This window comes from uncultured Tateyamaria sp. (assembly GCF_947503045.1).
Lineage (GTDB): Bacteria > Pseudomonadota > Alphaproteobacteria > Rhodobacterales > Rhodobacteraceae > Tateyamaria.
In genome coordinates, this window is sequence record NZ_CANNCF010000002.1 from 200,428 (window position 1) to 224,950 (window position 24,523).

23 protein-coding genes are annotated in these 24,523 nt (G+C 60.0%); 11 read left to right on the plus strand and 12 right to left on the minus strand.

Going from position 1 to position 24,523, the window contains the following annotated elements; translation table 11 throughout:
* Positions 1-63: 63 nt before the first annotated feature.
* The 3 genes from Q1A89_RS09430 to Q1A89_RS09440 are packed head-to-tail and all read right to left on the minus strand — an operon-like array spanning position 64 to position 3,072.
* On the minus strand, positions 64-1,071 hold the full coding sequence (locus Q1A89_RS09430; protein ID WP_299726756.1) for an ABC transporter substrate-binding protein: 1,008 nt from the start codon (positions 1,069-1,071) through the stop codon (positions 64-66).
* Positions 1,050-2,414, minus strand: a complete 1,365-nt coding sequence (locus Q1A89_RS09435; RefSeq protein ID WP_299726759.1) for a sensor histidine kinase — start codon at positions 2,412-2,414, stop codon at positions 1,050-1,052. The genes Q1A89_RS09430 and Q1A89_RS09435 overlap by 22 nt, the downstream gene beginning before the upstream one ends.
* Positions 2,404-3,072 (minus strand): response regulator transcription factor, encoded by a 669-nt coding sequence (locus Q1A89_RS09440; protein ID WP_299726762.1) that lies wholly within the window; start codon positions 3,070-3,072, stop codon positions 2,404-2,406. The genes Q1A89_RS09435 and Q1A89_RS09440 overlap by 11 nt, the downstream gene beginning before the upstream one ends.
* A gap of 106 nt (positions 3,073-3,178) precedes the next feature.
* Here Q1A89_RS09440 and Q1A89_RS09445 point away from each other — a divergent pair, with 106 nt between their 5' ends.
* From Q1A89_RS09445 to Q1A89_RS09455, 3 genes are all read left to right on the plus strand, one after another.
* Positions 3,179-4,165 carry a tripartite tricarboxylate transporter substrate-binding protein gene (locus Q1A89_RS09445; RefSeq protein WP_299726765.1) on the plus strand — a complete coding sequence of 329 codons (987 nt, stop codon included), beginning with the start codon at positions 3,179-3,181 and terminating at the stop codon, positions 4,163-4,165.
* A gap of 68 nt (positions 4,166-4,233) precedes the next feature.
* Positions 4,234-4,716 carry a tripartite tricarboxylate transporter TctB family protein gene (locus Q1A89_RS09450; protein WP_299726768.1) on the plus strand — a complete coding sequence of 161 codons (483 nt, stop codon included), beginning with the start codon at positions 4,234-4,236 and terminating at the stop codon, positions 4,714-4,716.
* A 3-nt stretch (positions 4,717-4,719) separates the two neighbouring features.
* Positions 4,720-6,231: a tripartite tricarboxylate transporter permease gene (locus tag Q1A89_RS09455; protein ID WP_299726771.1), complete on the plus strand. Its 1,512-nt coding sequence runs from the start codon at positions 4,720-4,722 to the stop codon at positions 6,229-6,231.
* Between the two features lie 67 nt (positions 6,232-6,298).
* Here Q1A89_RS09455 and Q1A89_RS09460 read toward each other — a convergent pair whose 3' ends face one another.
* The 9 genes from Q1A89_RS09460 to Q1A89_RS09500 form a co-directional block, all read right to left on the minus strand.
* A complete protein-coding gene (locus Q1A89_RS09460; protein ID WP_299726774.1) occupies positions 6,299-7,441 on the minus strand; it encodes a M56 family metallopeptidase in 1,143 nt (380 codons plus the stop codon).
* Positions 7,428-7,820, minus strand: a complete 393-nt coding sequence (locus Q1A89_RS09465; protein WP_299726777.1) for a BlaI/MecI/CopY family transcriptional regulator — start codon at positions 7,818-7,820, stop codon at positions 7,428-7,430. The genes Q1A89_RS09460 and Q1A89_RS09465 overlap by 14 nt, the downstream gene beginning before the upstream one ends.
* An 80-nt stretch (positions 7,821-7,900) precedes the next feature.
* Positions 7,901-8,299, minus strand: coding sequence for a DUF2160 domain-containing protein (locus Q1A89_RS09470; protein WP_299726780.1), 399 nt, complete (start codon positions 8,297-8,299; stop codon positions 7,901-7,903).
* Complete coding sequence (locus Q1A89_RS09475; protein WP_299726783.1) at positions 8,299-9,096, minus strand: carbohydrate ABC transporter permease; 798 nt, start codon at positions 9,094-9,096, stop codon at positions 8,299-8,301. The genes Q1A89_RS09470 and Q1A89_RS09475 overlap by 1 nt, the downstream gene beginning before the upstream one ends.
* Before the next feature lie 88 nt (positions 9,097-9,184).
* Positions 9,185-10,048, minus strand: a complete 864-nt coding sequence (locus tag Q1A89_RS09480; protein WP_299726786.1) for a sugar ABC transporter permease — start codon at positions 10,046-10,048, stop codon at positions 9,185-9,187.
* Complete coding sequence (locus Q1A89_RS09485; RefSeq protein WP_299726789.1) at positions 10,045-11,118, minus strand: ABC transporter ATP-binding protein; 1,074 nt, start codon at positions 11,116-11,118, stop codon at positions 10,045-10,047. The genes Q1A89_RS09480 and Q1A89_RS09485 overlap by 4 nt, the downstream gene beginning before the upstream one ends.
* Positions 11,118-12,182, minus strand: coding sequence for an ABC transporter ATP-binding protein (locus Q1A89_RS09490; RefSeq protein WP_299726792.1), 1,065 nt, complete (start codon positions 12,180-12,182; stop codon positions 11,118-11,120). The genes Q1A89_RS09485 and Q1A89_RS09490 overlap by 1 nt, the downstream gene beginning before the upstream one ends.
* A gap of 91 nt (positions 12,183-12,273) precedes the next feature.
* Complete coding sequence (locus Q1A89_RS09495) at positions 12,274-14,007, minus strand: ABC transporter substrate-binding protein (RefSeq protein WP_299726795.1); 1,734 nt, start codon at positions 14,005-14,007, stop codon at positions 12,274-12,276.
* Positions 14,008-14,172: 165 nt separating this feature from the next.
* Positions 14,173-15,210 (minus strand): LacI family DNA-binding transcriptional regulator, encoded by a 1,038-nt coding sequence (locus Q1A89_RS09500; protein WP_299726798.1) that lies wholly within the window; start codon positions 15,208-15,210, stop codon positions 14,173-14,175.
* A gap of 121 nt (positions 15,211-15,331) precedes the next feature.
* Between Q1A89_RS09500 and Q1A89_RS09505 the strand changes: the two genes are divergently transcribed.
* The 8 genes from Q1A89_RS09505 to Q1A89_RS09540 all read left to right on the plus strand — a co-directional run bounded on the left by Q1A89_RS09505 (position 15,332) and on the right by Q1A89_RS09540 (position 24,395).
* Entirely contained in the window at positions 15,332-16,858 is a 1,527-nt protein-coding gene (locus tag Q1A89_RS09505; RefSeq protein WP_299726801.1) for a sugar ABC transporter ATP-binding protein, read from the plus strand.
* Positions 16,845-17,864, plus strand: coding sequence for an ABC transporter permease (locus Q1A89_RS09510; RefSeq protein WP_299726804.1), 1,020 nt, complete (start codon positions 16,845-16,847; stop codon positions 17,862-17,864). The genes Q1A89_RS09505 and Q1A89_RS09510 overlap by 14 nt, the downstream gene beginning before the upstream one ends.
* Positions 17,865-17,898: 34 nt before the next feature.
* Entirely contained in the window at positions 17,899-18,948 is a 1,050-nt protein-coding gene (locus Q1A89_RS09515; protein WP_299726807.1) for a substrate-binding domain-containing protein, read from the plus strand.
* A gap of 119 nt (positions 18,949-19,067) precedes the next feature.
* Positions 19,068-19,823 (plus strand): ATP-binding cassette domain-containing protein, encoded by a 756-nt coding sequence (locus Q1A89_RS09520; RefSeq protein WP_299726810.1) that lies wholly within the window; start codon positions 19,068-19,070, stop codon positions 19,821-19,823.
* Positions 19,823-20,944 (plus strand): ABC transporter permease, encoded by a 1,122-nt coding sequence (locus Q1A89_RS09525; protein WP_299726813.1) that lies wholly within the window; start codon positions 19,823-19,825, stop codon positions 20,942-20,944. The genes Q1A89_RS09520 and Q1A89_RS09525 overlap by 1 nt, the downstream gene beginning before the upstream one ends.
* 87 nt (positions 20,945-21,031) lie before the next feature.
* Positions 21,032-22,171: a substrate-binding domain-containing protein gene (locus Q1A89_RS09530; RefSeq protein WP_299726816.1), complete on the plus strand. Its 1,140-nt coding sequence runs from the start codon at positions 21,032-21,034 to the stop codon at positions 22,169-22,171.
* A gap of 182 nt (positions 22,172-22,353) precedes the next feature.
* On the plus strand, positions 22,354-23,544 hold the full coding sequence (locus Q1A89_RS09535) for a CoA transferase (protein WP_299726819.1): 1,191 nt from the start codon (positions 22,354-22,356) through the stop codon (positions 23,542-23,544).
* Positions 23,541-24,395: a citryl-CoA lyase gene (locus tag Q1A89_RS09540; RefSeq protein ID WP_299726822.1), complete on the plus strand. Its 855-nt coding sequence runs from the start codon at positions 23,541-23,543 to the stop codon at positions 24,393-24,395. The genes Q1A89_RS09535 and Q1A89_RS09540 overlap by 4 nt, the downstream gene beginning before the upstream one ends.
* Positions 24,396-24,523: the final 128 nt, after the last annotated feature.

Below are 24,523 nucleotides of genomic sequence, written 5' to 3' on the forward strand. Positions count from 1 at the left end.
AGCTCACCATCCTTGCGACCACCGCAGCAAATCCATTGAACCAGATCCGGCCGTTGACATGACTTACTTCTGGATGACCGCGTCTTCCCACTCGGCAAGGAATTTCTTGCGGGTGAGCGCATCGAGGAACGTCATGAGAGCAGGTTCCAGAACAATCGTTGCGCCATCCGGGTCGTTGACCTGCGCGTCTATTGGCGGAAGCGGAAGGACACCCCCATCCGCACTGGATTGAAGCGCGATCAGGTGCCGCACAAAGGCATCGGCGCGTTCGGGATGGGGTGCCGCGCGCGACACCATGGCCGTGCGCATCATGGTCGTTGGAAAATCGGATGGTAAAATAATCTGAAGTGTCTCCCGGCTGTCCACTCGGGCGGTCGCGTAACTTCCCAGCACATTATAGGCGACAGCGATTGTGCCATCCGACAGATCATCAATCATATCGCCCGAACAACAATACAGCCGGACATCCAAGGCCCCCATGACCTCCATCAAGCGCCAGTATGTCTCGGATGCGCGGGCGTCCTGGGTGGCGAACAGGTATCCCAACCCGGATTGACGCACATCATAGGTTCCAACGCGGCCACGAAACATCTCGGGGCGCGCGCGCAGGGCTTCGATCAATTCCTGACGGGTGCCGGGGATGGCCTGCCCTGCAAATGCCGCCCGATTGATCACAATCGCCGCAGGTTCGGACGTGAAAGCAAACAGGCTGCTGCGCCACTGGGCCCATTCGGGATGCGATACATTCGACAACGGCCGTGCAAAGCCGTCATTGGCAATCTTGATTTGCAAATCCATCGCACTTGAAATCACCACATCAAAGGCTTCGGGATTTTCGCGAAAAATTGTGTAGATATCAGACGTTCCGGTCACGAGGTATTCGACGGATAGGTCCGTGTTATCGCCCAGATAGCGCTCGATGACCGGCGCAAACAGCGAAGTATCCGTACTGGAAATGATGCGCAGTTGCGTCTCTGCTTCCGGGTTGCCGAAGACACGCCGATCCTCCCAATCCTGCGCGAGGGCAAGCACCGGGAGCAGCAAAAATATCAGAACAAGAGTTGTGCGCACGCGCCGCCCTCCGGTTGGTTTGAAAGCTTGAGCACACCGCCATGGGCCGAGGCCACATCCATCGCAATCGTCAATCCAAGGCCTGACCCGATTGTGCCTTCGGCATTTGCACCGCGTTTGAATCGCGAGGTCAGCGTCTCAAGTTCCCCGTCAGGAAATCCCTTGCCACTGTCGCATACGTTGATCACGACCTGCGGGGTGGCGGAGACTGCGATGGTCACCGTGCCTTCGATGGGGGCATATTTCAGCGCATTGTCGAGCAGATTGCGCACCGCATTCTGGATCAGGATCGGGTCCCCGGAATAGGGCACCGGCCCGTCGCTTTCATAGTGCAGCGTCAGGTCTTTCATCTCTGCAATCGGCGTCAATCGCACTACAAGTTCATCGACCAGTTGCGCAAGGTCGATATCCTGCCGTTCCAGATGATCCGAGCGAAAAGTGATCATCGCATGATCCAGCAACTGCACGGCTGCGCGCGAACTTTCGTCGATGGCCCGCATCATCGAACGCATGTCTTGCCGGTTTTCTTCCTTGTCCAGACGCTGCAACGTCGCTTCCGCATAAGAGCGCACAGTGGCCAGCGGCGTGCGAACCCGGTGTGCGGCCTCGGCGATGAAGTCTTCGGACTGGCCAAGAGACTGATCCAGCCGCCCCATCAGGGAATTGAGCGAGGTGACAAGCGGCAGCATCTCGGACGGCACCGGTTTTTGGAACGGACTGAGGTCCTGAGGCCCGCGGCGAGTAACCGCGTCTGTCAGCCGCTTCAACTGCCCTATGGTGGCCGATGTGGCCCAAAAGGATAACAAGATGGCCAGCACGAAAAAGCCCGCCCCCAAAAGGGCGGCATTCTTCGAGATCTGCTCCAGCTGGCCCGACAACGCATCCTGTGTTTGCGCAAGCGCCACCCGGACATTCGTGCGTTTGCCATCTGCGATCAACACGCGGCTGGCCGTCACGACGCGCACGGCCTCGCCCTGATGAGACACCGTGGCAAAGGTGCTTTCGCGCCCCCGCCCGGCAGCCATCGGCAGGTAGGGATAGCCAGACAGAAATCTGGCATCCTGATAAATGGCATGAAAAATCCGGTCGTCCGACGCGGTGCCCAACATCGAAAATGCCGCGTAAGGGATATCAACCTCGACCTCTCCTTCGCGAATGGCCGCCGCATCCAAAATCGACGTCACCGAGGCACGCAAGATGTTGTCCTGCCCCTGTTGTGCCACTTGAGCCGCATAGTTCCGGACCACAAAGAACAGCAAGACTGCGAGAATGGCCGCGCCGCCGATCAGGCTGAGGACAAGGCGGTTCCTGAGAGAACCGGAAACGGACGGGCTATGACCCATTGTCGAGCCGATAGCCAAGCCCACGCAGGGTGGTGATTGTCAGATCAGACGGCTTGAGATGCTTGCGCAAGCGTCCGACATAGACCTCGATCGCGTTTTCGGACGCATCATGGTCATAGGAAAACAGCCGATCGGCCAGCTTCTGCTTGGAAAAGACCTGCCCGGGCGCATTGATCAACAGCTCGAGCAGACGCAGTTCCCGATTGCGTAAACTGACACGTTGCCCGCGCACATCCAAAAGCCCGGCGACAGGGTCAAATCGCACACCGCCCAGCTCGATCACGGTTTGCGAGGTCCCCGCCTTGCGGCGCAACACTGCGCGACAGCGGGCCTCCAGTTCGGCGTGATCAAACGGCTTGGTCACATAGTCATCCGCACCCAGATCAAGCGTGCCGATTCGATCCGAAACCTGACTGCGCGCGGTCAGGATGATCACCGGCGTGTCCAGTTGGCTGGCGCGATGGCGCTTGAGAAAGGCACGCCCGTCCCCATCCGGCAGCATGATATCCAGAAGGATCAGATCGAATTCGGTGGTTTCGATAAAGGCCTGTGCATCGGATAAATTCGGTGCATGTTCAATAACATGCCCGTCCTGACGCATGCGGGATGAAATCGCACTTGCGAGTTCCTGATTGTCTTCCACAAGAAGGAATTTCATCTGCGTCAGGTGCCAATTTTATCGGTGTCAGGTCAGTGTCAGGTTGTTATGTCTTGGTTAAGGCAACTGAGCCGCAGTGCGGGCAGTTGTCAAATGGGAGGAAAGAATGACGACATTTACACTGGGCCGCAGGGCCCTGATTGCAGCAGCTGTTGCCACGATGGGCTTTGCCTCATCTGCTTTCGCGGACGGTCACCAGGTTGTGGACAAGATCCACTTTCTGATCCCCGGCGGTGCTGGCGGCGGCTGGGACGGAACCGCGCGCGGGACGGGTGAGGCCCTGACGGGCGCCGGTCTGGTGGGCACGGCGTCTTACGAAAACATGTCCGGCGGCGGCGGTGGCAAGGCCATCGGCTTTCTGATCGAGAATGCGGACAGCAACCATGACACCCTGATGGTCAACTCGACCCCCATCGTGATCCGCTCGCTCACCGGCGTGTTCCCGCAGAGCTTCCGGGACCTGACCCTCGTGGCGGGCACCATCGGTGACTATGCCGCAATGGTCGTGGGCAAGGACAGCCCCGTGAACACCATGGCAGACCTGATCGCAGCCTATGATGCGGACCCCTCGGGCACCGCGATTGGCGGCGGCTCGGTTCCGGGTGGCATGGACCACCTTGTGGCCGCGATGGTGATGGAAGCAGCGGGCCGCGACGCGCTCGAAGTGAAGTACATTCCTTACGATGCTGGCGGCAAAGCCATGGCAGCCCTGCTGTCGGGCGAGATCGCAGCCCTGTCCACAGGCCTGTCCGAAGCCATCGATCTGGCCAATGCGGGTGAGGTCAAAATCATCGGCGTCACGTCCCCAGAGCGGGTGCCCGCGGCGGCAGATGCGATGACCATGACCGAACAGGGTATCGACACCACTTTCGTCAACTGGCGCGGGTTCTTTGGTGCGCCCGGCCTGCCGGACGACAAGCTGGCCGCCTATCAGGACGCCATCACCAAGATGTATGACACACCCGAATGGGAAGAAGTCCGTGCGCGTAACGGTTGGGTCAACATCCACAACAACGGTGACGATTTCCGCGCCTTCCTCGAAGACCAGGAAAAGGTCATCGGCGATCTGATGAAGAAACTGGGCTTTCTCTAAGCTTTGATTTCATCGGCAGAGCGGTCCGCCGCTCTGCCGTTTTTTTTGTTTTCCGGGGGGACAAAACGATGGCGCTTGATCGCTGGATCGCACTGATATTGCTGGGCATTTGCCTGGTCTACGGCTACACGGCCTGGTTCACGATGGATGCAAGCCTCGCCCCGTTCATGAAACGCAACCCGATCTGGCCCAGCACCTTTCCCAAGGCGCTGTCGGTTCTGGCCATTATCGCCTGCCTCGTCATCCTGTCCGGCATCGAAAAATCCGAGCCCAAAGAGGCCGAGATCGATTATCGCCGCCTGCACGAGTACAAACTCGGCCAAGCCGTGCTGCTGCTCGGCCTGATGGTCGCCTATGCGCTGCTGCTGCGCCCGGCAGGCTTTCTGTTTTCCACAACCGCATTCCTGTTTCTCGGCGCGTTCATACTGGGCGAGCGCAAATGGGTTCTGATGGTCGTCGTCGCCCTCATCGCAACTGTCATCGTCTGGTATTTGGTGCAGGAGGTGCTTGGCATCTTCCTGCGTCCGCTGCCCGGCTTTCTGGGGGGCTGATCGATGCTTGAAGGACTTTTGATCGGTCTGCAGACCGCCATGTCATTCCAGAACCTCGCGATGGTGATCGCGGGCTGTCTGATCGGCACATTCATCGGCATGCTGCCGGGGCTTGGCCCAATGTCGATCATCGCCATTATGATCCCCATTGCCATTTCGATGGGCGATCCATCCGCCGCACTGATCCTGCTGGCCGGGGTCTATTACGGCGCGATCTTTGGCGGCTCGACGTCGTCAATCCTGCTCAACGCGCCCGGCGTTGCGGGCACGGTCGCCTCCAGCTTTGACGGCTATCCGATGGCGCGCCAGGGCAAGGCGGGCAAGGCGCTGACCATCGCCGCCGTGTGCAGCTTTGCCGGGGGCACCATCGGGGCGGTGTTGCTCATGGTCTTCGCGCCGATGCTGTCATCGGTGGCATTGTTGTTCCATTCGGCCGAGTATTTCGCGCTGATGGTGGTGGGCCTGTCGGCCATCGCCGCCTTTGCGGGCACCGGTCAGGTCGCCAAGGCCATGATCATGACTCTGCTTGGACTGATCATGGCCACCGTGGGTGAGGGCGCTCTGTTCAACCTGCCGCGCTTTACCGCTGGCATCATGGATCTGCAGTCCGGCTTTGGCTTTATCACGCTGGCCATGGCGATGTTTGCCCTGCCCGAGGCGCTGTTTCTCGTTCTCAAGCCCAAAGTCGCAGGCAGCGCCGAGGACGAGATCAAGGACCTGCGCATTTCCCGTGCCGAGGCGCGCTCCATCGCGCCGGTGGTCGGACGTCAATCGGTGCAGGGGTTCTTTATCGGGGTCCTGCCCGGTGCGGGTGCCACCATCGCCAGCTTTCTCGGCTACGCGGTTGAGCGCAACCTCGCCACCAAGGAAGAGCAGGCCGAGTTCGGCAAGGGATCGATCAAGGGTCTTGCCGCGCCCGAAACGGCGAACAACGCCGCCTGCACGGGCTCGTTCGTGCCACTGCTGACACTGGGCATCCCCGGCTCGGGCACCACGGCAATCCTGCTGGGCGCGCTCATCGCGCTCAACGTCTCGCCCGGCCCGCGCCTGATGATCGACGAGCCGCAGATTTTCTGGGCCGTGATCATGTCGATGTTCATCGGCAATCTGGTGCTGCTGATCCTGAACCTGCCGCTGATCCCCTACATCGCCAAGGTTCTGTCGATCCCGCGCAACTTCCTCATCCCGTTCATTTTGTTCTTTACCTTGATGGGGGCCTATATCGGGCAGAACAACGCAACCGAATTGTTGATCCTTGTCGGCTTTGGGGTCTGTGCGACCGCTCTCAAATTCGCCGACTACCCGCTGGCACCACTGCTGATCGGCTTCATTCTGGGCGGGATCCTCGAAAACAACTTTGCCCGCTCCATGCAGCTTTACGACGGGGTCAGCTTTATCTGGGAACGGCCCATGACGCTTGGCCTGCTGGTCATCGCGGCCATCCTGATCCTGCTGCCCAGCTACCGGGCGCGGATCGCAAAGCGCAAGGCTGAAGGCGTCGCCGACGGGGACTGAGCCTACACTGAAAAACAAGAAAGCGCGCCCTCATCCCGGGGCGCGCTTTGCGTTTCTAATCCGGGCCTTAGTTACGGATACGACCGAAGGTGGACAGCCGGTTGATCTCGTCCAGCCGGTCAAGGTTGACCACAGTCGACAGCATCAGCCGGTCATGGCTCCAGTCACCGGGCCGCTGGATCGCGACCGAGGTAAAGGCGACCGCTGCGATCAGGGGAATGGCGGCGGTGACAAAGACCAGCTTTTGATACCGCAGCCGCCGCGCATCCAGCACCGATAGGATACGGCGCTCAAGCAGGCTCTTGCCGATCTTCACTGGTGTGCGATCCGCCGTCACCAGCGTCACCTTGGGCACGGCCAACAGAAAGGCGCGGTCCCGACGCAGGGTCTGCTGGCACACCGACAACAGTGTTTCGCAATACTCGCGCACGTCGATCCGACCGTGCGACATGACCTTGCTGTCACAGCTCAGCTCGCGCAGATGCTCAACCTGCCGCTTCCACGCATGATAGGCCGGGTTGAGGAAAAAGAACGGCTTGATCACTTCAAGCAGCACTTCCCATTCCAGATCGCCCTGGCGGATGTGTTGGAATTCATGGGCCAGAGAGACCTTCAACTCGTCCCGCTGCCCCAGCATTTGCGACGGGATAACGACGTAGTAATTGCGAAATCCCCGCGTCGAAAACGGCACCAGCGTACGGTCAGACAGGCGGATACGGACGCGTCCGATACGGCGCAGGTCATAGCTGCTGGCCACAATCCGCCAGAGGCAAAAGATCGAATAACATAGGCGCACAAACCCCAAGGCAACCCCGACCACAAAGGTCACAATCACCGCCCGTGCAAAAAGACCGTCCGCATGCATCACATTCAGGATGAACGTATCGCGCATCAGGATCAGCCCCTCGAAATCCGAGGCTTTCATCTTGAGACCGCCATTGAGGTAGTAGGACACAACCATGTCCGACAGGTTAACGTTCACGCCTTTGGCGACGCCGGACCCCTGAAGTGCGCTGAACCCTGCCACCAGAAACGGGGCGCAGATAATGGCGATAAAGACCGCGTTCAGCAGCGACAGCTGAATCCCGTAGGCGTATTTCAGACCGACCCGGCACATGACGGCCCGGACAAGGAACCACAGAACAAATGCCACACCAAACAGGATATTGGCATTGATGAACGCATCGAGCAGTGCTTCACCCGCTATCATTTTTCAACCTCCGATCCACAAGTGCCCGGATTTGCCCCAATGCTTCTTCGGTCAATTCATCATCGTTCACCAGACGCGCCACAAGCGATGCGGGCGTGTCGTCAAACAGTTTCATCGACAGATCCTTAAGCGAGCGTGACTGGTAGGCGTCCTTGGCCAGGGTCGGTGTATAGATGTGGCTTTTGCCGGATTTCCGACTGGTGACGAATGCCTTTTGTTCAAGGATGCGCAGAATGGTGGCGCCCGAGGTGTAGGCAAGGGATCGCGACTCTGGCAGCTTGTCCAGCACGTCACGCACAGTTCCCTCTCCCAAGGCCCAAAGTTCATTCATGAACTCCAGTTCCACCTCCGTCAGCAGTTCGCTTTTCTTCTTTTTCATCGCCATTCCGTTCCGCACACACGCTCACTCGTTACGCGTATCAAGTAAAACGCATCGCTGCCGTGATCCAAAGCCATTTCTCACACTTTCCTGAAACAAAAGATGCCCCAGACAATGGAAAGCCCGAGCGGCCACCACAGCGGCTGGCCAAAAATTCCGAGCCACGCGAGAAAGATATAGGACGTCCCCAAAAGCGTGATGAACAGCCGATCACCGATTGTCGTGGTCAACCCAAGGATGCCTTTGCGCTCCAACCCATCGCGGTACTTGGTTGCTTCCAGCACCCCGATCAGGGCGATCACGCTGAACAGAACGCAGAACAACACGAACGTCGCCGGGGTCCACGCCATCCAGAATGAAGGCCACAGCGGCGCGGTCCAGGAAAAGGCAGGCTCCTCCTTGTTGGCCACATTGCCCCAGCCTTGGGCGAATGCAGGATTTGCGGCCAGCAGGCCCAGCGGCAGGATCAGACGTTTCATCATACCCTCCCCAGGGCAAAGCCCTTGGCGATGTAGTTGCGTACGAAATAGATGACGATGGCGCCCGGAATGATCGTCAGCGTCCCCGCCGCCGCCAGCAGCCCCAGTTCGTAGCCCGCCGAGGATGCCGTCTTGGTCATCTCGGCGGCGATGGGTTTCGCTTCCACCGCCGTCAACGTCTTGGCCAGCAGCAATTCAACCCATGAGAACATGAAACAGAAAAAGGCCGCGACCCCGACCCCGGCCTTGATCGTCGGCAGGAAAATGGTGACGAAAAAGCGCGGGAAGGAATAGCCATCCACATAGGCCGTCTCGTCCAGTTCCTTGGGCACGCCGCCCATGAATCCTTCGAGGATCCAGACCGCCAGCGGGATGTTGAACAGGCAATGGGCCAGCGCCACGGCGATGTGCGTGTCAAACAGACCGACGGATGAATAGAGCTGAAAGAATGGCAGGGCAAACACTGCCGCCGGTGCCATACGGTTGGTCAGAAGCCAGAAGAACAACTGCTTGTCCCCAAGGAACCGGTAGCGCGAAAAGGCGTAAGCCGCAGGCAGCGCGACACTGACCGAAATCACCGTGTTGAGAGACACGTAGAAGATCGAATTGAGGTAGCCCCAATACCAGGTCGGGGTCGTAAAGATCACCGCGTAGTTTTCCAGCGTAAAGGTCTGTGGAAACAGGCTGAAACCCGACAGGATCTCGTTTGTCGTCTTAAAGCTCATCGAGACGAGCCAGTAGATCGGCAGCATCAGGAAAGCGACGTAGAGGATCGGTATGAGAGAGCGTTTTCTCATGTGCATACCTCATCTGCAAAGTTTTGGCACGGCATCGCAGGGCTGCCCTGTGTTTGGGCACGGTACAGATGATGGAATTGGGTCTGTTTCATTTCGCATCATCCTTCGTCATCAGCGTATAGAACAACCACGACACCAGCAGAGTGATCGCGAAATAGATCAGGCTCATCGCCGCCGCGGGCCCAAGGTCGAACTGGCCCAGCGCAATCTTGACCAGATCAATCGACAGCAGTGTCGTCGAATTGCCTGGCCCTCCGCCGGTCAGCACGAACACTTCGGTGTAGATGTTGAAACTGTCCATGAACCGCAACAGGATCGCGATGGTCAGCACCGTCTTGAGCTTGGGCAACTGGATGTAGCGGAACACCTTCCAGGGAGAGGCACCGTCGATCTTGGCCGCCTGGTAATAGGCATCCGGGATCGACACGAGGCCCGCATAGGCCAAAAGCACCACCAGCGACGTCCAGTGCCAGACATCCATGACAATGATCGTGATCCAAGCAGCCAACGGGTTCTGGGTCATGTCATAGGCGATGCCCAGCACGTCGTTCATGAGATATCCGAGCAAGCCGATCTTGGGCAGAGTAAAGATGTTCCACATCGCGCCCACCACGTTCCACGGAATCAGCATCGGCAGGGCCATGAGGACCAGACAGACCGGCACCCAGATGCCTTTTTTCGGCATGGACAGCGCGATGATGATGCCCAGCGGCACCTCGATGATCAGGATCAGGAAGGTGAACAGGAACTGCCGACCCAAGGCGGCATGAAACCGGTCCGAGCGCAGGATTTGTTCGAACCAGTCGAGGCCTTGCCAGAAGAAGACGTTGTTGCCAAAGGTCTCCTGCACCGAATAGTTGACCACCGTCATGATCGGCACCAGCGCGTTGAAGGCAACCAGCAGCAGCACGGGCAGGACAAAGAACCACGCCTTTGCGTTCTCGGTTTTCATGGGCCCACCTCCGTTGCGATCCAGCCGTCGCGGTACAGCCGCGTGTGTTTGGGCGCAAAGTGCAGATGCACCGCCGCCCCCTGTTCGGGCACGTCGCCCTCGACCACGGCCTTGACCGCCGTGTCGCCCACCATCGCCTCGACCACCGAATGGCGGCCCACATCCGAGACCTTGCGCACGCGCGCCTCAAGGCCTTCGTCTGCGAAGGTGACGAACTCAGGCCGGATGCCCAATTCGGTTGCCCCGCCCTGCCCGGTGATCTTGCCTTCAAGCGCGACGGGTTGGCCCTGAAAGGTCGCGCGCCCGTCTGCCTGGACGGCCGGAAGCACGTTCATGCCCGGCGAGCCGATGAAATGGCCGACAAAGGTGTGCTGGGGCCGCTCGAACAACTCGACCGGCGTTCCGATCTGCACCACTTCGCCCTGCTGCATCACCACAACCTGATCGGCGAATGTCAGCGCCTCGGTCTGGTCGTGGGTCACGTAGATCATTGTTGCGCGCACCCGCTGGTGCAACTCCTTGAGTTTTGATCGTAATTTCCATTTCAGATGCGGATCGATCACGGTGAGCGGTTCGTCAAACATCACGACATTCACATCGTCGCGGACTAGACCCCGGCCCATCGAAATCTTTTGCTTGTTGTCCGGCGACAGGTGTGAGGCGCGCACATCCAGCATGTCCTCGACATCCAGCATGCGCGCAATTTCGGCAACGCGCTGCGCGATGCGTCCCTCCTCCACGCCGCGATTGCGCAGCGGAAAGGCGAGGTTGTCGCGCACGCTCATCGTGTCGTAGATCACCGGAAACTGGAACACCTGCGCGATGTTGCGCTGATCAGGCGGCAGGCCAGTCACGTCACGATCATCAAACAGGATGCGCCCCTCGGACGGGACCAGCAGACCCGAAATGATGTTGAGCAGCGTGGACTTGCCGCACCCCGACGGCCCCAAAAGCGCATAGGCGCCGCCGTCCTCCCAATCGAGATCGATCTGCTTGAGTGCATAGTCATCGGCACTTTGCGGATTGGGCGCATAGGAGTGGCGCAGGTTGGACAATGTGATCTTTGCCATCAGGCTGCGAGCCTCCCGTCCGGGGCAAAGAAAAACGCTTTGCTGGCATCCATGTAAAAGCGATGGTTTTCGCCGATTTCGTAAGGGTGAACGCCGTGTGCAAGGGACACCCACCCGTCCTCACCCATTTGGAAATGGGCGCTGGACTCCGATCCCGAAAGCTCGGTCACAAGAACCGTGCCATCCATCGCAACGTCTCCTTCGGACGTTGAAACCGGCGACACATGGTGTGGGCGAATGGCGACTGTGTAGGGTCCATCGGGCAGGTCCGCTGCCGGGCCATCCAGATCCCAACTGACTCCGGTTTTCATCCGCGCGGTCTGCCCGGTCTTGATTACCTCTGCCGCATTGATTGGCGGGTCGGAAAACACCCGTGCAGCGGTCAGGTTTTCAGGCTTGCGGTAGATGTCGGCCGTGGTGCCGTACTGCGTGACAACGCCGTCATCCATCAACGCGGTCTTGCCGCCCAGCAACAAGGCCTCTTCGGGTTCGGAGGTTGCATAGACCACCACCGCCCCGCGCCCGGCAAACAGCTCGGGCAGTTGCTCGCGCAACTCTTCGCGCAGTTTGTAGTCCAGATTGGCCAGAGGTTCGTCCAGAAACACCGCCCGGCTTTCCTTGGCGATGGCGCGTGCAAGGGCGCAGCGCTGCTGCTGCCCGCCGCTCAATTCATGCGGGCGACGTTTCAGCATCGGACCCAGTTGCAGGATGTCCGCCGCCTCCTGCACCCGGGCCTCAAGTTCGGACTTCGCCATGCCTGCAACCCGCAAGGGGGAGGCGATGTTGTCAAAAACGGTCATGTGCGGGTAATTCACAAAGAACTGGTGCACGAGGCTGATATTGCGCTTTTGCGTGGACAGTTTGGATACATCCATACCGTCCATGAACACCTGCCCGCCGGCCAGCGGGTCCAGCCCCGCCATCAGTTTGATCAGTGATGTCTTGCCCGATCCGGTCTGCCCCAAAAGCACGTTAAAGTGCCCGGTTTCCAGCTTGAGCGATGTCGGCTTGATATGGGTGATCCCACGGACCGACTTTGTCGCTCCAATTAGCTCAACTACCATGTGTTCCCCACCCCGATAGAGGATGGCCGATGCCTATGGGAGAGGCGTCGGCCAAGACACCGGCCCCCCGATCAGGAGGGCCGGCAATGGTTTACTGGTTCCAGCGTGCGACCAGCTCGTCGTAGTTGACGGTCTCGCCCTGCGGCTTTTCGTTGTCCAGTTTCGCTTTGGCGCCACCTTTGCCCAGCCATTCAGAGGGGTCTTTTTCCTCGTTCAGGCGTGGGCCGCAGCCACCATAGACACCCGCGGCTTCGTCAACCGCCTGCATCCGGGCCATGGTGATGTCCATTTCCCCGGCCAGACGATCCATCGCCTCTTGGGGGGTGAACGCACCAGAGTTCACGTCACCGATCTGCTGCCACCAGATTTGGGCCAGCTTGGGATAGTCAGGCACGTTGATGCCGGTTGGCGACCATGCCACGCGATCAGGCGAACGATAGAACTCGACCAGACCACCCAGTTTGGGCGCGCGTTCGGTAAAGCTTTCGTGGTTGACGGTGGTGTCGCGGATAAAGGTCAGACCCACATGGGACTTCTTCACATCGACCGTCTTGGAGGTCACGAACTGCGCATAAAGCCATGCAGCCTGTGCCCGGTCCGAAGGTGTGGATTTCAGGAACGTCCAGGATCCCACATCCTGATACCCAACCTTCTGGCCTTCTTCCCAATAGGGGCCGTGCGGGCTGGGGGCCATCCGCCACAGCGGGTTGCCATCGTCATCCACGGTGTTGTTGCCTTCGGATTTCGGCTTGACCATGTCCGCGGTAAAGGCGGTGTACCAGAAGATTTGCTGGGCCACGTTGCCTTGGGACAGCGCGGGCAGCGACTGGTAAAAGTCAAACGACGCCGCACCCGGAGGGGCATAGTTGCGCAGCCATTCGTCCCACTTGCGGATCGCATAGACGGCCGCAGGGCCGTTGGCCGCACCGCCGCGCGTCACGGACGCACCGGCAGGGTTGCACGATCCGGCTTCCATCCGGATACCCCATTCGTCGATTGGAATACCGTTTGGCTCACCTTTGGACCCTGTGCCTGCCATCGACAGCCACGCATCGGTCATCCGCCAACCCAGATCGGGTGCGCGTTTGCCATAGTCCATGTGCCCATAAATGCGCACACCATCGATTTCCTGCACGTCGTTGCTGAAGAACTCAGCAATGTCCTCATAAGCCGACCAATTGACCGGAACGCCTAGATCATAGCCGTACTTGGCCTTGAACGCGGCCTTATTGTCCTCGTCATCGAACCAGTCCTTGCGGAACCAGTAGAGGTTCGCGAACTGCTGGTCGGGCAGCTGATAGAGGTTCCCATCCGGGCCCGTAGTGAACTGAATGCCCATGAAGTCATCCAGATCAAGCGTCGGGCTGGTCGTCGCCGACCAGTCCCCACCCATCTGTTCGGTCAGGTTGTAAGCCAGTTGCAGACGCGAGTGTGTGCCGATCAGATCGGAGTCGTTGACGTAGCCGTCATACAAGTTCCGCTGGGTTTGCATCTGGGTTTGCACGGCCTGCACCACTTCGCCCTCGCCGAGGATCTGGTGGTTCACCTTGATGCCGGTGATTTCCTCAAAGGCCTTGGTCAGCACTTCGGATTCGTAGCCATGCGTCGGAATGCCTTCGGACAGCACGTTGATTTCCATGCCGCTAAACGGCTCGGCCGCGCTGATGAACCATTCCATCTCGGCCAGCTGTTCGGCCTTTGACAGGGTTGACGGTTGGAATTCCTGATCAATCCATTTTTGAGCTGCTGCTGCGTCGGCAAAAGCAGACCCGGACCCCGCGATGACGGCAGCAGCCGCAGTCGCGGAGAGCAGATACTTGCGCATCTTATCTCCTCCCAAAGATTATTTGAGCTGACTTATGCCAGCAAACCAACGCTATTCGCAGGGCAACTGATCTGTCAACTAATTCTTTAGTAGATTTAATCGCAGTTAAATTTGCAGGCCGATTTCGGCATCTCCGTCGTTCGGATATTGCAGGGTTCGCGGCGCTCAGCGCAGCCCGACGTTTTTCACGGTACTGCCCGGGATCAACTGAAACCCGATGTCCTTCACAGGTTGCACCGGTTCGCCAGACAGCCGCGACATCATCATTTCGGCCGCCGTTTGCCCCAGCCGCAGATGTGGCACGTGCATCGAGGTCAGCCGCCGTGGCAACACCGCCGCAATAGGCAGATCGCCCCAGCCCGCGATGCCGATATCACCGGGCACCTTCAGCCCTTTGGCCGCGCAATACTGCATACCCCCAAAGGCCATCGCGTCATTCTGGTAGAAGACGCAATCCAGCGTCGGCGTGGATGTCAGCAACTGTTCAGTGCCGTAATACCCGGGGTAATAGGCGGCTGTGTCGTGCAGGCACAATTGCTTGGTCACCTCACCGCCACCGCCTGTCACCGCTTTGACAAACCCGGCCAGCCGCGTGGTGGCCGCATTGGCCGTGTCATGGGACGTGCCCACATATCCAATGTTGCGATAACCACAGCCCACCAGAAACCGACCCATGTCAAAGCCCGCGTCAAAATGGTTGATCCCCACGCTCATATCCAGCGGGCTGGAGTTCAGATCCCAGATTTCGACAATCGGCAGCCCGGAGTTGCGCAACATCTCGGTGGCACGGGTCGAATGGAACCGCCCGGTCAGGATCAGGCCCGCCGGTTGCCAGGACAGAACGGTATGGATCCAGTCCTCTTCTTCCTTCTCGGTATGCTGTGTCAGCCCAAGAACGGTTTGGTGCCCAAACGAGCCAAGCTTGTGATCAATACCTTCAAGCACCTGCGCAAACACCTCGTTGCCCAGATCGGGGATCGAAACACCAATAAAGGTAGAGGTTTTGTCGCCCGCAAACACTGCCGCAAGACGATTCGGCAAATAGCCGAGGCGATCGACCTGATGCATGACCAGATCACGGGTCTTTTCCGAATAGCCGCCCTCGCCGCGCAGCACTCGGCTGGCCGTCATCTTGGACACCCCGGCGGCGTTTGCCACCTGAGAAAGGCTTACTTTGTTGTTTTTATGCGATTTTTCGGCCATTTCCGCTCACTACGTTACCGGTAACTAATCCCTTGACTCATCCCATTCCTTCGCCAAACAATAGCGCAACGTTACGGGTAACTCAACGGAAGCGTTGAGCCGTATATGGGAGGGGCACTAAATGCAGAACCTGCAGTCAGGTCTGTTTTTTGACGGCATCGAAAAGCACTTTGGCGGGACTTACGCGCTCAAGGATGTGTCCTTGTCCGTAGGGCGCGGCGAGGTTGTGGCCCTGCTGGGCGAGAACGGTGCAGGCAAGTCCACGCTGATCAAGGTGCTGGGCGGAATCCATCAACCCGACGCCGGGCGGGTTTTGATAGATGGCGAGCCCTACCAGCACCGTCCCGCCGGATTTGGCGAGCGCCAAAAGGTCGCCTTCATCCACCAGGACCTCGGGTTGATCGAATGGATGACCGTGGCCGAAAACATCGCGCTGGCCCTCGGCTTTGCCCGCAAAGGAGGCTTGATCCGCTGGGGCTCGGTCGAGGAATTTGCCGCTGCCGCTCTGAAAAAGGTCGATTGCGATTTCGATCCCACCACGCGGGTCGAGGCCCTGTCGCGTACTGAAAAATCTCTGGTCGCGATTGCCCGCGCGTTGGCTGTGGACAGCGAATTTCTGGTGCTGGACGAACCGACCGCATCCCTGCCTGCAGACGAGGTCGAGCGGCTGTTCAAGGCCTTGCGCCCCTTGCGCGAACAAGGGGTCGGCATGATCTATGTCAGCCACCGTCTGGACGAAATCTTTCAGGTCGCCGACCGCGTTGCCGTTCTGCGCGATGGCATGATGGTTGGCATCCGCGACATCGCCCACACCACGCCTGAAGAGCTGGTGCAAAAGATCGTCGGGCGGAAAACCCGCGAAACCGCGAAAAGCACGGCGCCCAAGGGCGACACCATTCTCAACCTGGATGGTTTTCGCGTCGCCGGCGTGGGCCCGCTGAATTTTGAACTGGCCGAGAACGAGATTGTTGGCCTCGTCGGCTTGCGCGGAGCCGGTCATGAGGCCATCAGCCGGGCGCTCTTCGGTCTTGAACCGTTCGAGGGCAATGTGACGCTGAAGGGCGTGACACCCGACCTCACCACCCCGCAAAAGGCGCTGGCCTCGGGCGTCGGTCTGGTTGCAAAGGACCGCACCGAAGAATCCGTCGCGATGAACCTGACCATCCGCGAAAACACGTTTCTGAATCCCGATGGCATTGGCCGCAAGATCCTCAATATCTTGTCCCCCCGGACTGAGGCCGCGCAGGCCAGTGCCATCGGGGCCGAACTCGGCCTGTCGCCGAATGACCCGAGCCTCGCCATCGAGGCCCTGTCGGGTGGCAACCAGCAAAAGGTGGTCATCGGGCGCTGGCTCGCCACCAATCGGACGCTGCTGATCTGCGAAGACCCGACCGCCGGTGTCGATGTTGGCGCCAAGGCTGAAATCTATGCCCTGCTCAACCGCGCGCTGGCCGAAGGGGTCGGGATCATCGTCGTCTCGACCGATTTCGAGGAAATCGCCACGATCTGCCACCGCGCGATCGTGTTCTCTCAGGGCACCATCGTGGACGAACTCAGCGGCACCCGCCTGTCCACAGAGAACCTGATCCAATCGGCCTCTGCCGGAAATATCGCACCATCACAGGAGCCTACAAATGCAATCGCTTGAATCCGGCGCGCTGGAGCCGACCAAGGCCGACCTCAAGGGCCTGTCTTTTGGTGCGCGGCTGGCCCGGTTCCTGCCGGTCTACGGGCTGGTGATCCTGACGGTGTTCCTGATCGGGCTGTTCTCGATCCTGCTGCCCAACACGTTTCCGACCATGTTGAACCTGCGTGCCATCGTGTCGGACAAGGCGATCATCGCCCTTCTCTCCCTTGGGGCGATGATCCCCATGGCCGCCGGTCGGATCGATCTGACCGTCGGCTATGGTATCGTGCTGTGGCACATCCTCGCGATCAGCCTGCAGACGATCTACGGCTTTCCCTGGCCCGTGGCGGTTGCCGTGGTGCTGGTTCTCGGGGCGGTTTCGGGCTTCCTCAACGGTCTCTTGGTCGAAGTGGCCAAGATCGACAGCTTTATCGCCACTCTGGGCACCGGCACCGTGCTTTACGCGCTGGCGCTGTGGCACACGGGCGGGCGGCAAATGGTCGGGGTGTTGCCGGACGGGTTCCTGTCGATCAACGGGACGTTCATTGCGGGCCTGCCGATCACCGGGTTCTACGTTCTGAGCATCACGGTCATCATGTGGATCGTCCTCGAATACACACCAGTCGGGCGCTATCTCTATGCCATCGGGGCCAACCAGAAAGCGGCCCAGCTCAACGGCATTCCCACCCGCAAATACGTCATCGGCGCGTTCCTGTGCTCGGGAACGATCACGGCACTGGCCGGGGTCATTCTGGCCTCGAAACTGCGCATCGGTCAGGCCTCGGTCGGGCTGGAATTCCTGCTGCCCGCCCTTGTGGGGGCGTTTCTGGGGTCCACCACGATCAAGCCGGGGCGGGTCAATGTCTGGGGCACGATCGTCGGCGTCGCCATTCTGGCCGTCGGCATTTCCGGCATTCAACAATTCGGCGGCTCTTTCTGGGTCGAGCCGCTGTTCAACGGAGTCACCCTGCTGATTGCCATCGGCATCGCCGGGTACGCGCAACGCCGCAAAGGCGCCAAGAAATAGCGCGTGAGCGCGATCATGTAACGGGAGGAACGACATGAAAAAGAGAACATTTTTGAACACCGTCCTGGTGGGCAGCGTCATAGCAGGCTTTGGTCTGCCCGGCCTCGCCGAAGTGCCCTTTGACGGGCCCACAAGCGGACCCAAAGCGGCCGATGGCAAGTCCATCGTGGTACTTGCGGGTGATCTGAAAAACGGCGGCATCCTGGGCGTGACCACCGGTGTTGAAGAGGCCGCCGCCGCTATCGGCTGGGACGTGCGCGTGCTGGACGGGGGTGGTTCTATCCAGGGTCGGACCGCCGCCATCGGTCAGGCCATGGCGCTGCAACCCGACGGGATCATCATCAACGGCTTTGACGCCGTCGAACAGCAGGCCGCCCTTGAGGGTGTCGCGGCGGCCAACATTCCGATGGTCGCATGGCACTCGGGTCCCAAGATTGGCTGTGACGCGCCCGGCGGCATCTTTGCGAATGTTTCGACGGACGCGATGCAGGTGTCCGAAGTGGCCGCAGAATGGGCCATGGAAGATGGCGGCAGCGATGTAGGCGTCGTGATCTTTACCGACAGCACCTACCAGATCGCCATCGACAAGGCCGACAGGATCAAGGAAACCATCGAGGCCATGGGCGGCACCGTCCTTGAATATGTCGACACGCCAATCGCCGACACATCCAGCCGCATGGGTCCGCTGACCACCTCGCTGCTCCAGAAATACGGGGCCAGCTGGACCCACGCGCTGGCGATCAACGACCTCTATTTCGACTTCATGGGGCCAGCCCTCGCCTCTGCCGGGATTAGCGGCGACGGCGCGCCGCTCGCCGGTTCTGCCGGGGACGGATCCGAGGCTGCCTTCCAGCGTATCCGCGGTGCGCAATATCAGGCGATCACCGTGGCCGAGCCGTTGAACCTGCAAGGCTGGCAACTGGTGGACGAGCTGAACCGCGCCGTTCAAGGTGAACCCTGCTCGGGCTATGTGACCTCGCCTGCGCTGGTCACACAGGAAGGGTTGGCCAAACTGGGCGATAGCAACCAATTCGACCCGGATTCCCCTTACCGCGATGCCTACAAGGCAATCTGGGGCAAGTAAGGCTTTGCCCATAGGGCCCCGACGCAACCGCGCCGGGGCCCTATGGACGCACATCCAAAGACCAATTGCCGCCCCGGATCGCCTCCGTGGGACACAATGCGGCGCCAGAGGAGACCACGATGAGCGAACCACTCGTAAAGATGCGCGGGATCACCAAACGATTTGGCGGGGTGACCGCCCTGTCCAACGTTGATCTTGATGCCCATGCCGGCGAAGTGCTGGCCATCGTTGGTGACAACGGCGCGGGCAAATCAACGCTCATCAAGGTTTTGACCGGGGTCTATCAGCCCTCATCCGGCGAGATAATGCTGGACGGTCGGCCCGTCGCCTTTTCCAACCACGCCGAGGCTATCGAAGAGGGGATTGATGCCGTTTATCAGACCCTCGCGCTGGCCGATCACCTTGATCCGGCAGCCAACATGTTTCTTGGCAACGAACTGACACGCAAGATTTTCGGCATCACCATGCTCGACAACAAACGCATGCGGGCCGAGACCGAGCGCGTCCTGATGGAGCGCCTCGGGGTCAAGCTGAAGTCATTGGATGCCCCGACCGAAAGCCTTTCGGGCGGTCAGCGTCAGGCCGTCGCCATTGCGCGCGCCGTCTATCATGACGGGTTGCGCGTGCTGGTGATGGACGAACCCACCGCCGCCCTCGGTCCACAGGAAACCGCACGCACACTGAAACTGATCGAAGCAGTCAAGGCCCAGGGCCTTGCCGTGATCCTAATCAGCCATTCTTTGGATGATGTGTTTCAGGTCTCTGACCGCATCCACGTGCAGCGCCGCGGCCAGTGCGTCGGCGTCGTCAAAACAGCGGAAAGTAACATCACAGAAGTGCTTGGCATGATCGTCGGCGCAGAGGAGGCCGCATAATGGCGATGACCGAAACGACATCCCGTTCCTTCACGGAACGGCTCGAGCCCTACATCGCGATCATCGGCCCCATGGTCATGATCCTCGCCATTCTGGTGTTCATGGGCATCGTCGAACCGACCCGCTATTTCCGCACGACGAACCTGAACCTGATCCTGCTGGATGCGGCGCTCTATATGCCGATGGCGATGGCGATGACCTTTGTAATCACCCAGCGCGGGATCGATTTGTCCATCGGCTCGATTGCGGCCCTGTCCGGAATCATCATGGCCTTTCTGATCAAGCAATACGGCGTATCTGTCTATATCGCCGTGCCCATCGCCATTTCCCTCGGGGCGGTCATGGGCTTGATCAACGGGCTGATCATCACCCGTTTCAACGTGCCTGACCTGATCGGCACATTGGCGATGGATCTGGTCTATCGTGGCTTTGCCCTCGTGCTGGCCAAAGGGCTGGTGCTGGCGCGCTTTCCCGACTTTCTGACGGATATCGGGCGTGGCCAGATTCCGGGCTTCGTACCCATCCCGGTGCTGATCGGGCTGGCGACAATGATCGCGGGCTACTTCATCCTGCACCGCAGCTATTTCGGGCGCTACACGGTCGCCATCGGCTCAAACCCCGAAGCGGCGGAACTGACCGGCATCTCGGTCAATCGCCACAAGGTCTATGCCTATGTGCTGTGCGGAGCTTGCGCTGCACTTGCCGGTGTGATGCTGACGGGCAAGCTGAACGCCATTCAGGCGACGTCGGCCCCATACTTTAACCTGCACGTGATTGCGGCGGTGGTGGTTGGCGGCACGTCGCTCTTTGGTGGGCGCGCGGCGATTGTCGGCTCGCTGGCCGGGGTGCTGCTCTTGTCGATGATGATCAACGCCCTGGTGACATTGCGGATCGAATTCTTCTGGCAATCGGTGGCATCGGGTGTCGTGATCATCAGCTCGGTCGCGCTCTATACCTGGATGCAGAAAAAGGACCGCGACGGCGCGGGTGGCCTGATGGCTGGCCTGAACACGCCCGAGGGAAAGAAAATGCTGCGCTTCTGTGCGGCTCTGATTGGTGTGCTGATCGCGCTGCTTGCGGTTGGCCTGCTGACGGCTGGCAACCCCAATCCAAGCGGGTGATCGGCAAACAAGCGAAGCGGTCGGGCGCAGGTCAAAACCTGCGCCCGAACCAAACAGCTTCGTATTCATGAAACGGGAGGACTTTACATGAAACTATTTACAACAACCGCACTGGTGGCCGGCGTTGCCATGGCCGGGGCCGCATGGGCGGACGGGCATCTGCCGCTGCAGGAACTGCCGGGCATCGCGGATCGCGACCACTGGCTGCCGGGCGAAGTCAACGCCCCCGGCAAACTCGAAGCATTGCAAGCCGTGGTTGGCGGCGAAGCGGTCGCTTACTCCGGCACTCTGGACGAGCCGATCCAGATCGCGCTGATCTACCCTTCAGCCGACACATCGGATTTCTGGGCGCGCAACTATCTGGCGATGACCAAACGTCTGGACGAGTTGGGCATCGCTTACGAGACAACCGAATTCGCCAGCCGCCAGATCGAACACTCGTTGCAAGCGACCTATGCAAGCCAGGTGGATCAGGACGCGGACCTTTATGACTATGTCATCTTTGGCCCGTCCGAACTGGCCATTCAGGGTGACAACATCGAAAAGCTGGCCAAGAATGACGGCTTTGCCACCTATGTCTGGGCCTTTCACACACCGCTGAAGTTCCTCGACCCGCAACCCGCTGCATGGTTTGACTTTTCGTCCGCCGCCGGTGCCCTGACCATGTGCGAATACATGCTGGGTCGCCTTGGCAACGACGTCACAATGGCCATGAACCGGGGTATTCCAGGCATCACCGACAACCAACGCTCGGGCGATTTCAAAGCCTGCGTCGAGGAAAAGGGCAACTGGACCACGGTTTATGAGCACTACGGTGAATACCAGACCGAAGGCGGATTCGAGGGCACGTCCCTGATCCTGCAATCCTACCCAGAGGCCAAAATCATCCACAACGCCAACACGGCGATGGCGATGGGTTCGGTCGAAGCGCAAGTCTCCATGGGCAAAGAGAAAGACATCTTCTCGACCGGTTGGGGCGGCACAGGTCTTGAGCTGGAAGCGATCCGTCGCGGCGAGCTGGACGCCACACCTATGCGCATGGGTGACGATGTGGGTGCTGCCACGGCAGAAGCGATCAAGGCCGACCTCGAAGGGCGCGCCGAAGAACTGCCGCTTGTCTTCCTTGGCCGCATCACTGTGGCCCACGATCAAATGAGCGCGGATGAGTTGAACGCGCTGGAACAAGAGGCCTTCCGCTTCTCTGGTGTTGGCGCTCTGAACCGCTAAGACTGCTGAAACCTGTGACACCCGGCGCGGCCCTTGGGCATCAAACGCGCCGGGTGTTGCTTTGAGAGCGGCCTAGCCCCGCAACACTACACGGTTTCCTTCGCGCGATCAGGCCTCTAACCTGTAACCGGTGCTGCCTGACTGGACACACCAAAACAGGCCTCAAACACCGCAAGGACCCGATGCGCCCCCTGTCCGACATCCGTGTTCTCGATCTGACAAACGTGCTGGCGGGCCCTTTCTGCTGTCATCATCTGGCCCATTTGGGCGCCGAGGTGATCAAGGTCGAAGCGGTCGGGCGCGGCGATCTGGCCCGCGAACTTGGCGCTGATCCTGACCTGAATGCCAAAGGTATGGGCGTCTCTTTTCTGGCCCAGAACGCGGGCAAAAAGTCGGTCACCCTCGATCTCAAAAGCGCCAAGGGCAAGGCGTTATTCCTGCGACTGGTCAAGACCGCCGATGTGCTGGTCGAGAATTTCCGCCCCGGCGTCATGGACCGCCTTGGCGTCGACTATGCGGTGCTGAAAGAGGTCAATCCGTCGCTGGTCTATTGTGCGATTTCCGGCTTTGGGCAGGATGGTCCTTGGGTCCATCGCCCGGCCTATGACCAGATCATTCAAGGCGTCTCTGGCGTGATGTCGATCACCGGCGATGCAGGCAGCGCACCTTTGCGTGTCGGCTATCCGGTTGCGGACACGATGGGCGGCATTACCGCGGCCTTTGCCGTGGCCGCAGCGCTGAACGCCACGCCAAGGGGCACATTCATTGACGTCTCGATGCTCGAATCTGTCCTGTCGGCCATGGGCTGGGCCGTCTCCAACCACCTAATCGGCGGGGTCGCCCCGACTGCCAACGGCAACGAAAACGCAACCTCCGCCCCGTCCGGCGCATTTCAGGCTGCCGATGGCCTGATCAACATCGCGGCCAACAAGGACGAACAATGGGTGTTGCTGAGCGATCATCTGGGCCTGAGCGCCCTGCGCGACCGCCCCGAATATGCCACCCGCGAGATGCGGAAACAGAACCGATTGACGCTGAAGGCCGAGATGGAAACCGTGCTGACCACCAAACCCGCGCATGTCTGGGCCGAAGAGTTGAACCACATCGACGTCCCGTCCGGCGCCGTGCTGAGCGTGCCCGAAGTGCTGGACACCCCACAAATCGCGGATCGCGGTTTTCTGCATACGTTCAAGGACGCTCCCGGTGTGGGGCGCGACGTCACCGTTGCCACAACTGGCATCAAACTTGACGGGTGCGCACCGTCCGTCGCAACTCCGCCCCCGACGCTTGGCGAGCACAATAATGACGTCTGGGCTGAACTGGGCCTTTCCGGCGACGAGTTGGACGCCCTGAAACAGGAAGGTGTGATATGAGCGACGCTGGCAAGGATGTCCCCGACTGGTGGCGCACCGACATCATCGACATGGCGCCCGGCGAAATCCGCCTGCGCGGCTACCCGATCGAGGCCCTGATCGGCCAAGTCACGTTTCCTCAGATGATCTGGCTGATGACACGCGGGGACTTGCCCACTGACGCCCAAGCGTCGCTGTTCGAGGCCGCGCTGGTAGCCGCCGTCGATCACGGCCCCCAGGCGCCTTCCATCGCTGCCGCCAGAATGGCGGTGACCTGCGGTCTTGGCCTCAACGGGGCGATGGCGACGGGCGTCAACATGCTTGACGATGTGCATGGCGGCGCCGGGGAACAGGCGGTCGAGCTTTATCACTGGATCGACAGTGCAATGCGCGATGGCGCAGCCCTTGAGACGGCAACAGCAGAGATGATCGACCGTTGGCAGGCCGAACGCACCCGCTTCGTCCCCGGCTTTGGTCACCGTTTCCACACCCCCGAAGACCCCCGCGCCCCGCGCCTGCTGACATTGGTGGACGGGGCCGCGCGCGCAGGCACGGTCGATGGTCGCTACGCCGACATCGCGCGCGCCCTTCAACACACGCTCAACACCCGTAAGGGCAAGCCCGTGCCGATGAACATCGACGGGGCCACCGCCGTGATCTTTGCCGAACTCGGATTCGCCGGACCCTTGGCGCGCGGGCTGTTTTGCCTTTCGCGTTCGGTGGGCATCCTGTCCCACGCATGGGAACAGATGAACCAGGGCGGACGCAACAAGGGGCCAACCCCGCCCGCGTACAGGTGGACCTACGATGGACCCAACCCGATCGGCCAACAGGGGCGCACCATCGCACAGACCGACCGCAAACCGGAGTGACTCGCAGCGATTGCTGCGCACAAGGTTCCCACACACCCGAACAAGCCTTGCAACACCGCGCACGCAATGCACAATCACGCAAGGGCCAGACCTGACCAGCCCCCGCGCGTTCGAAAGCGCGACTGACA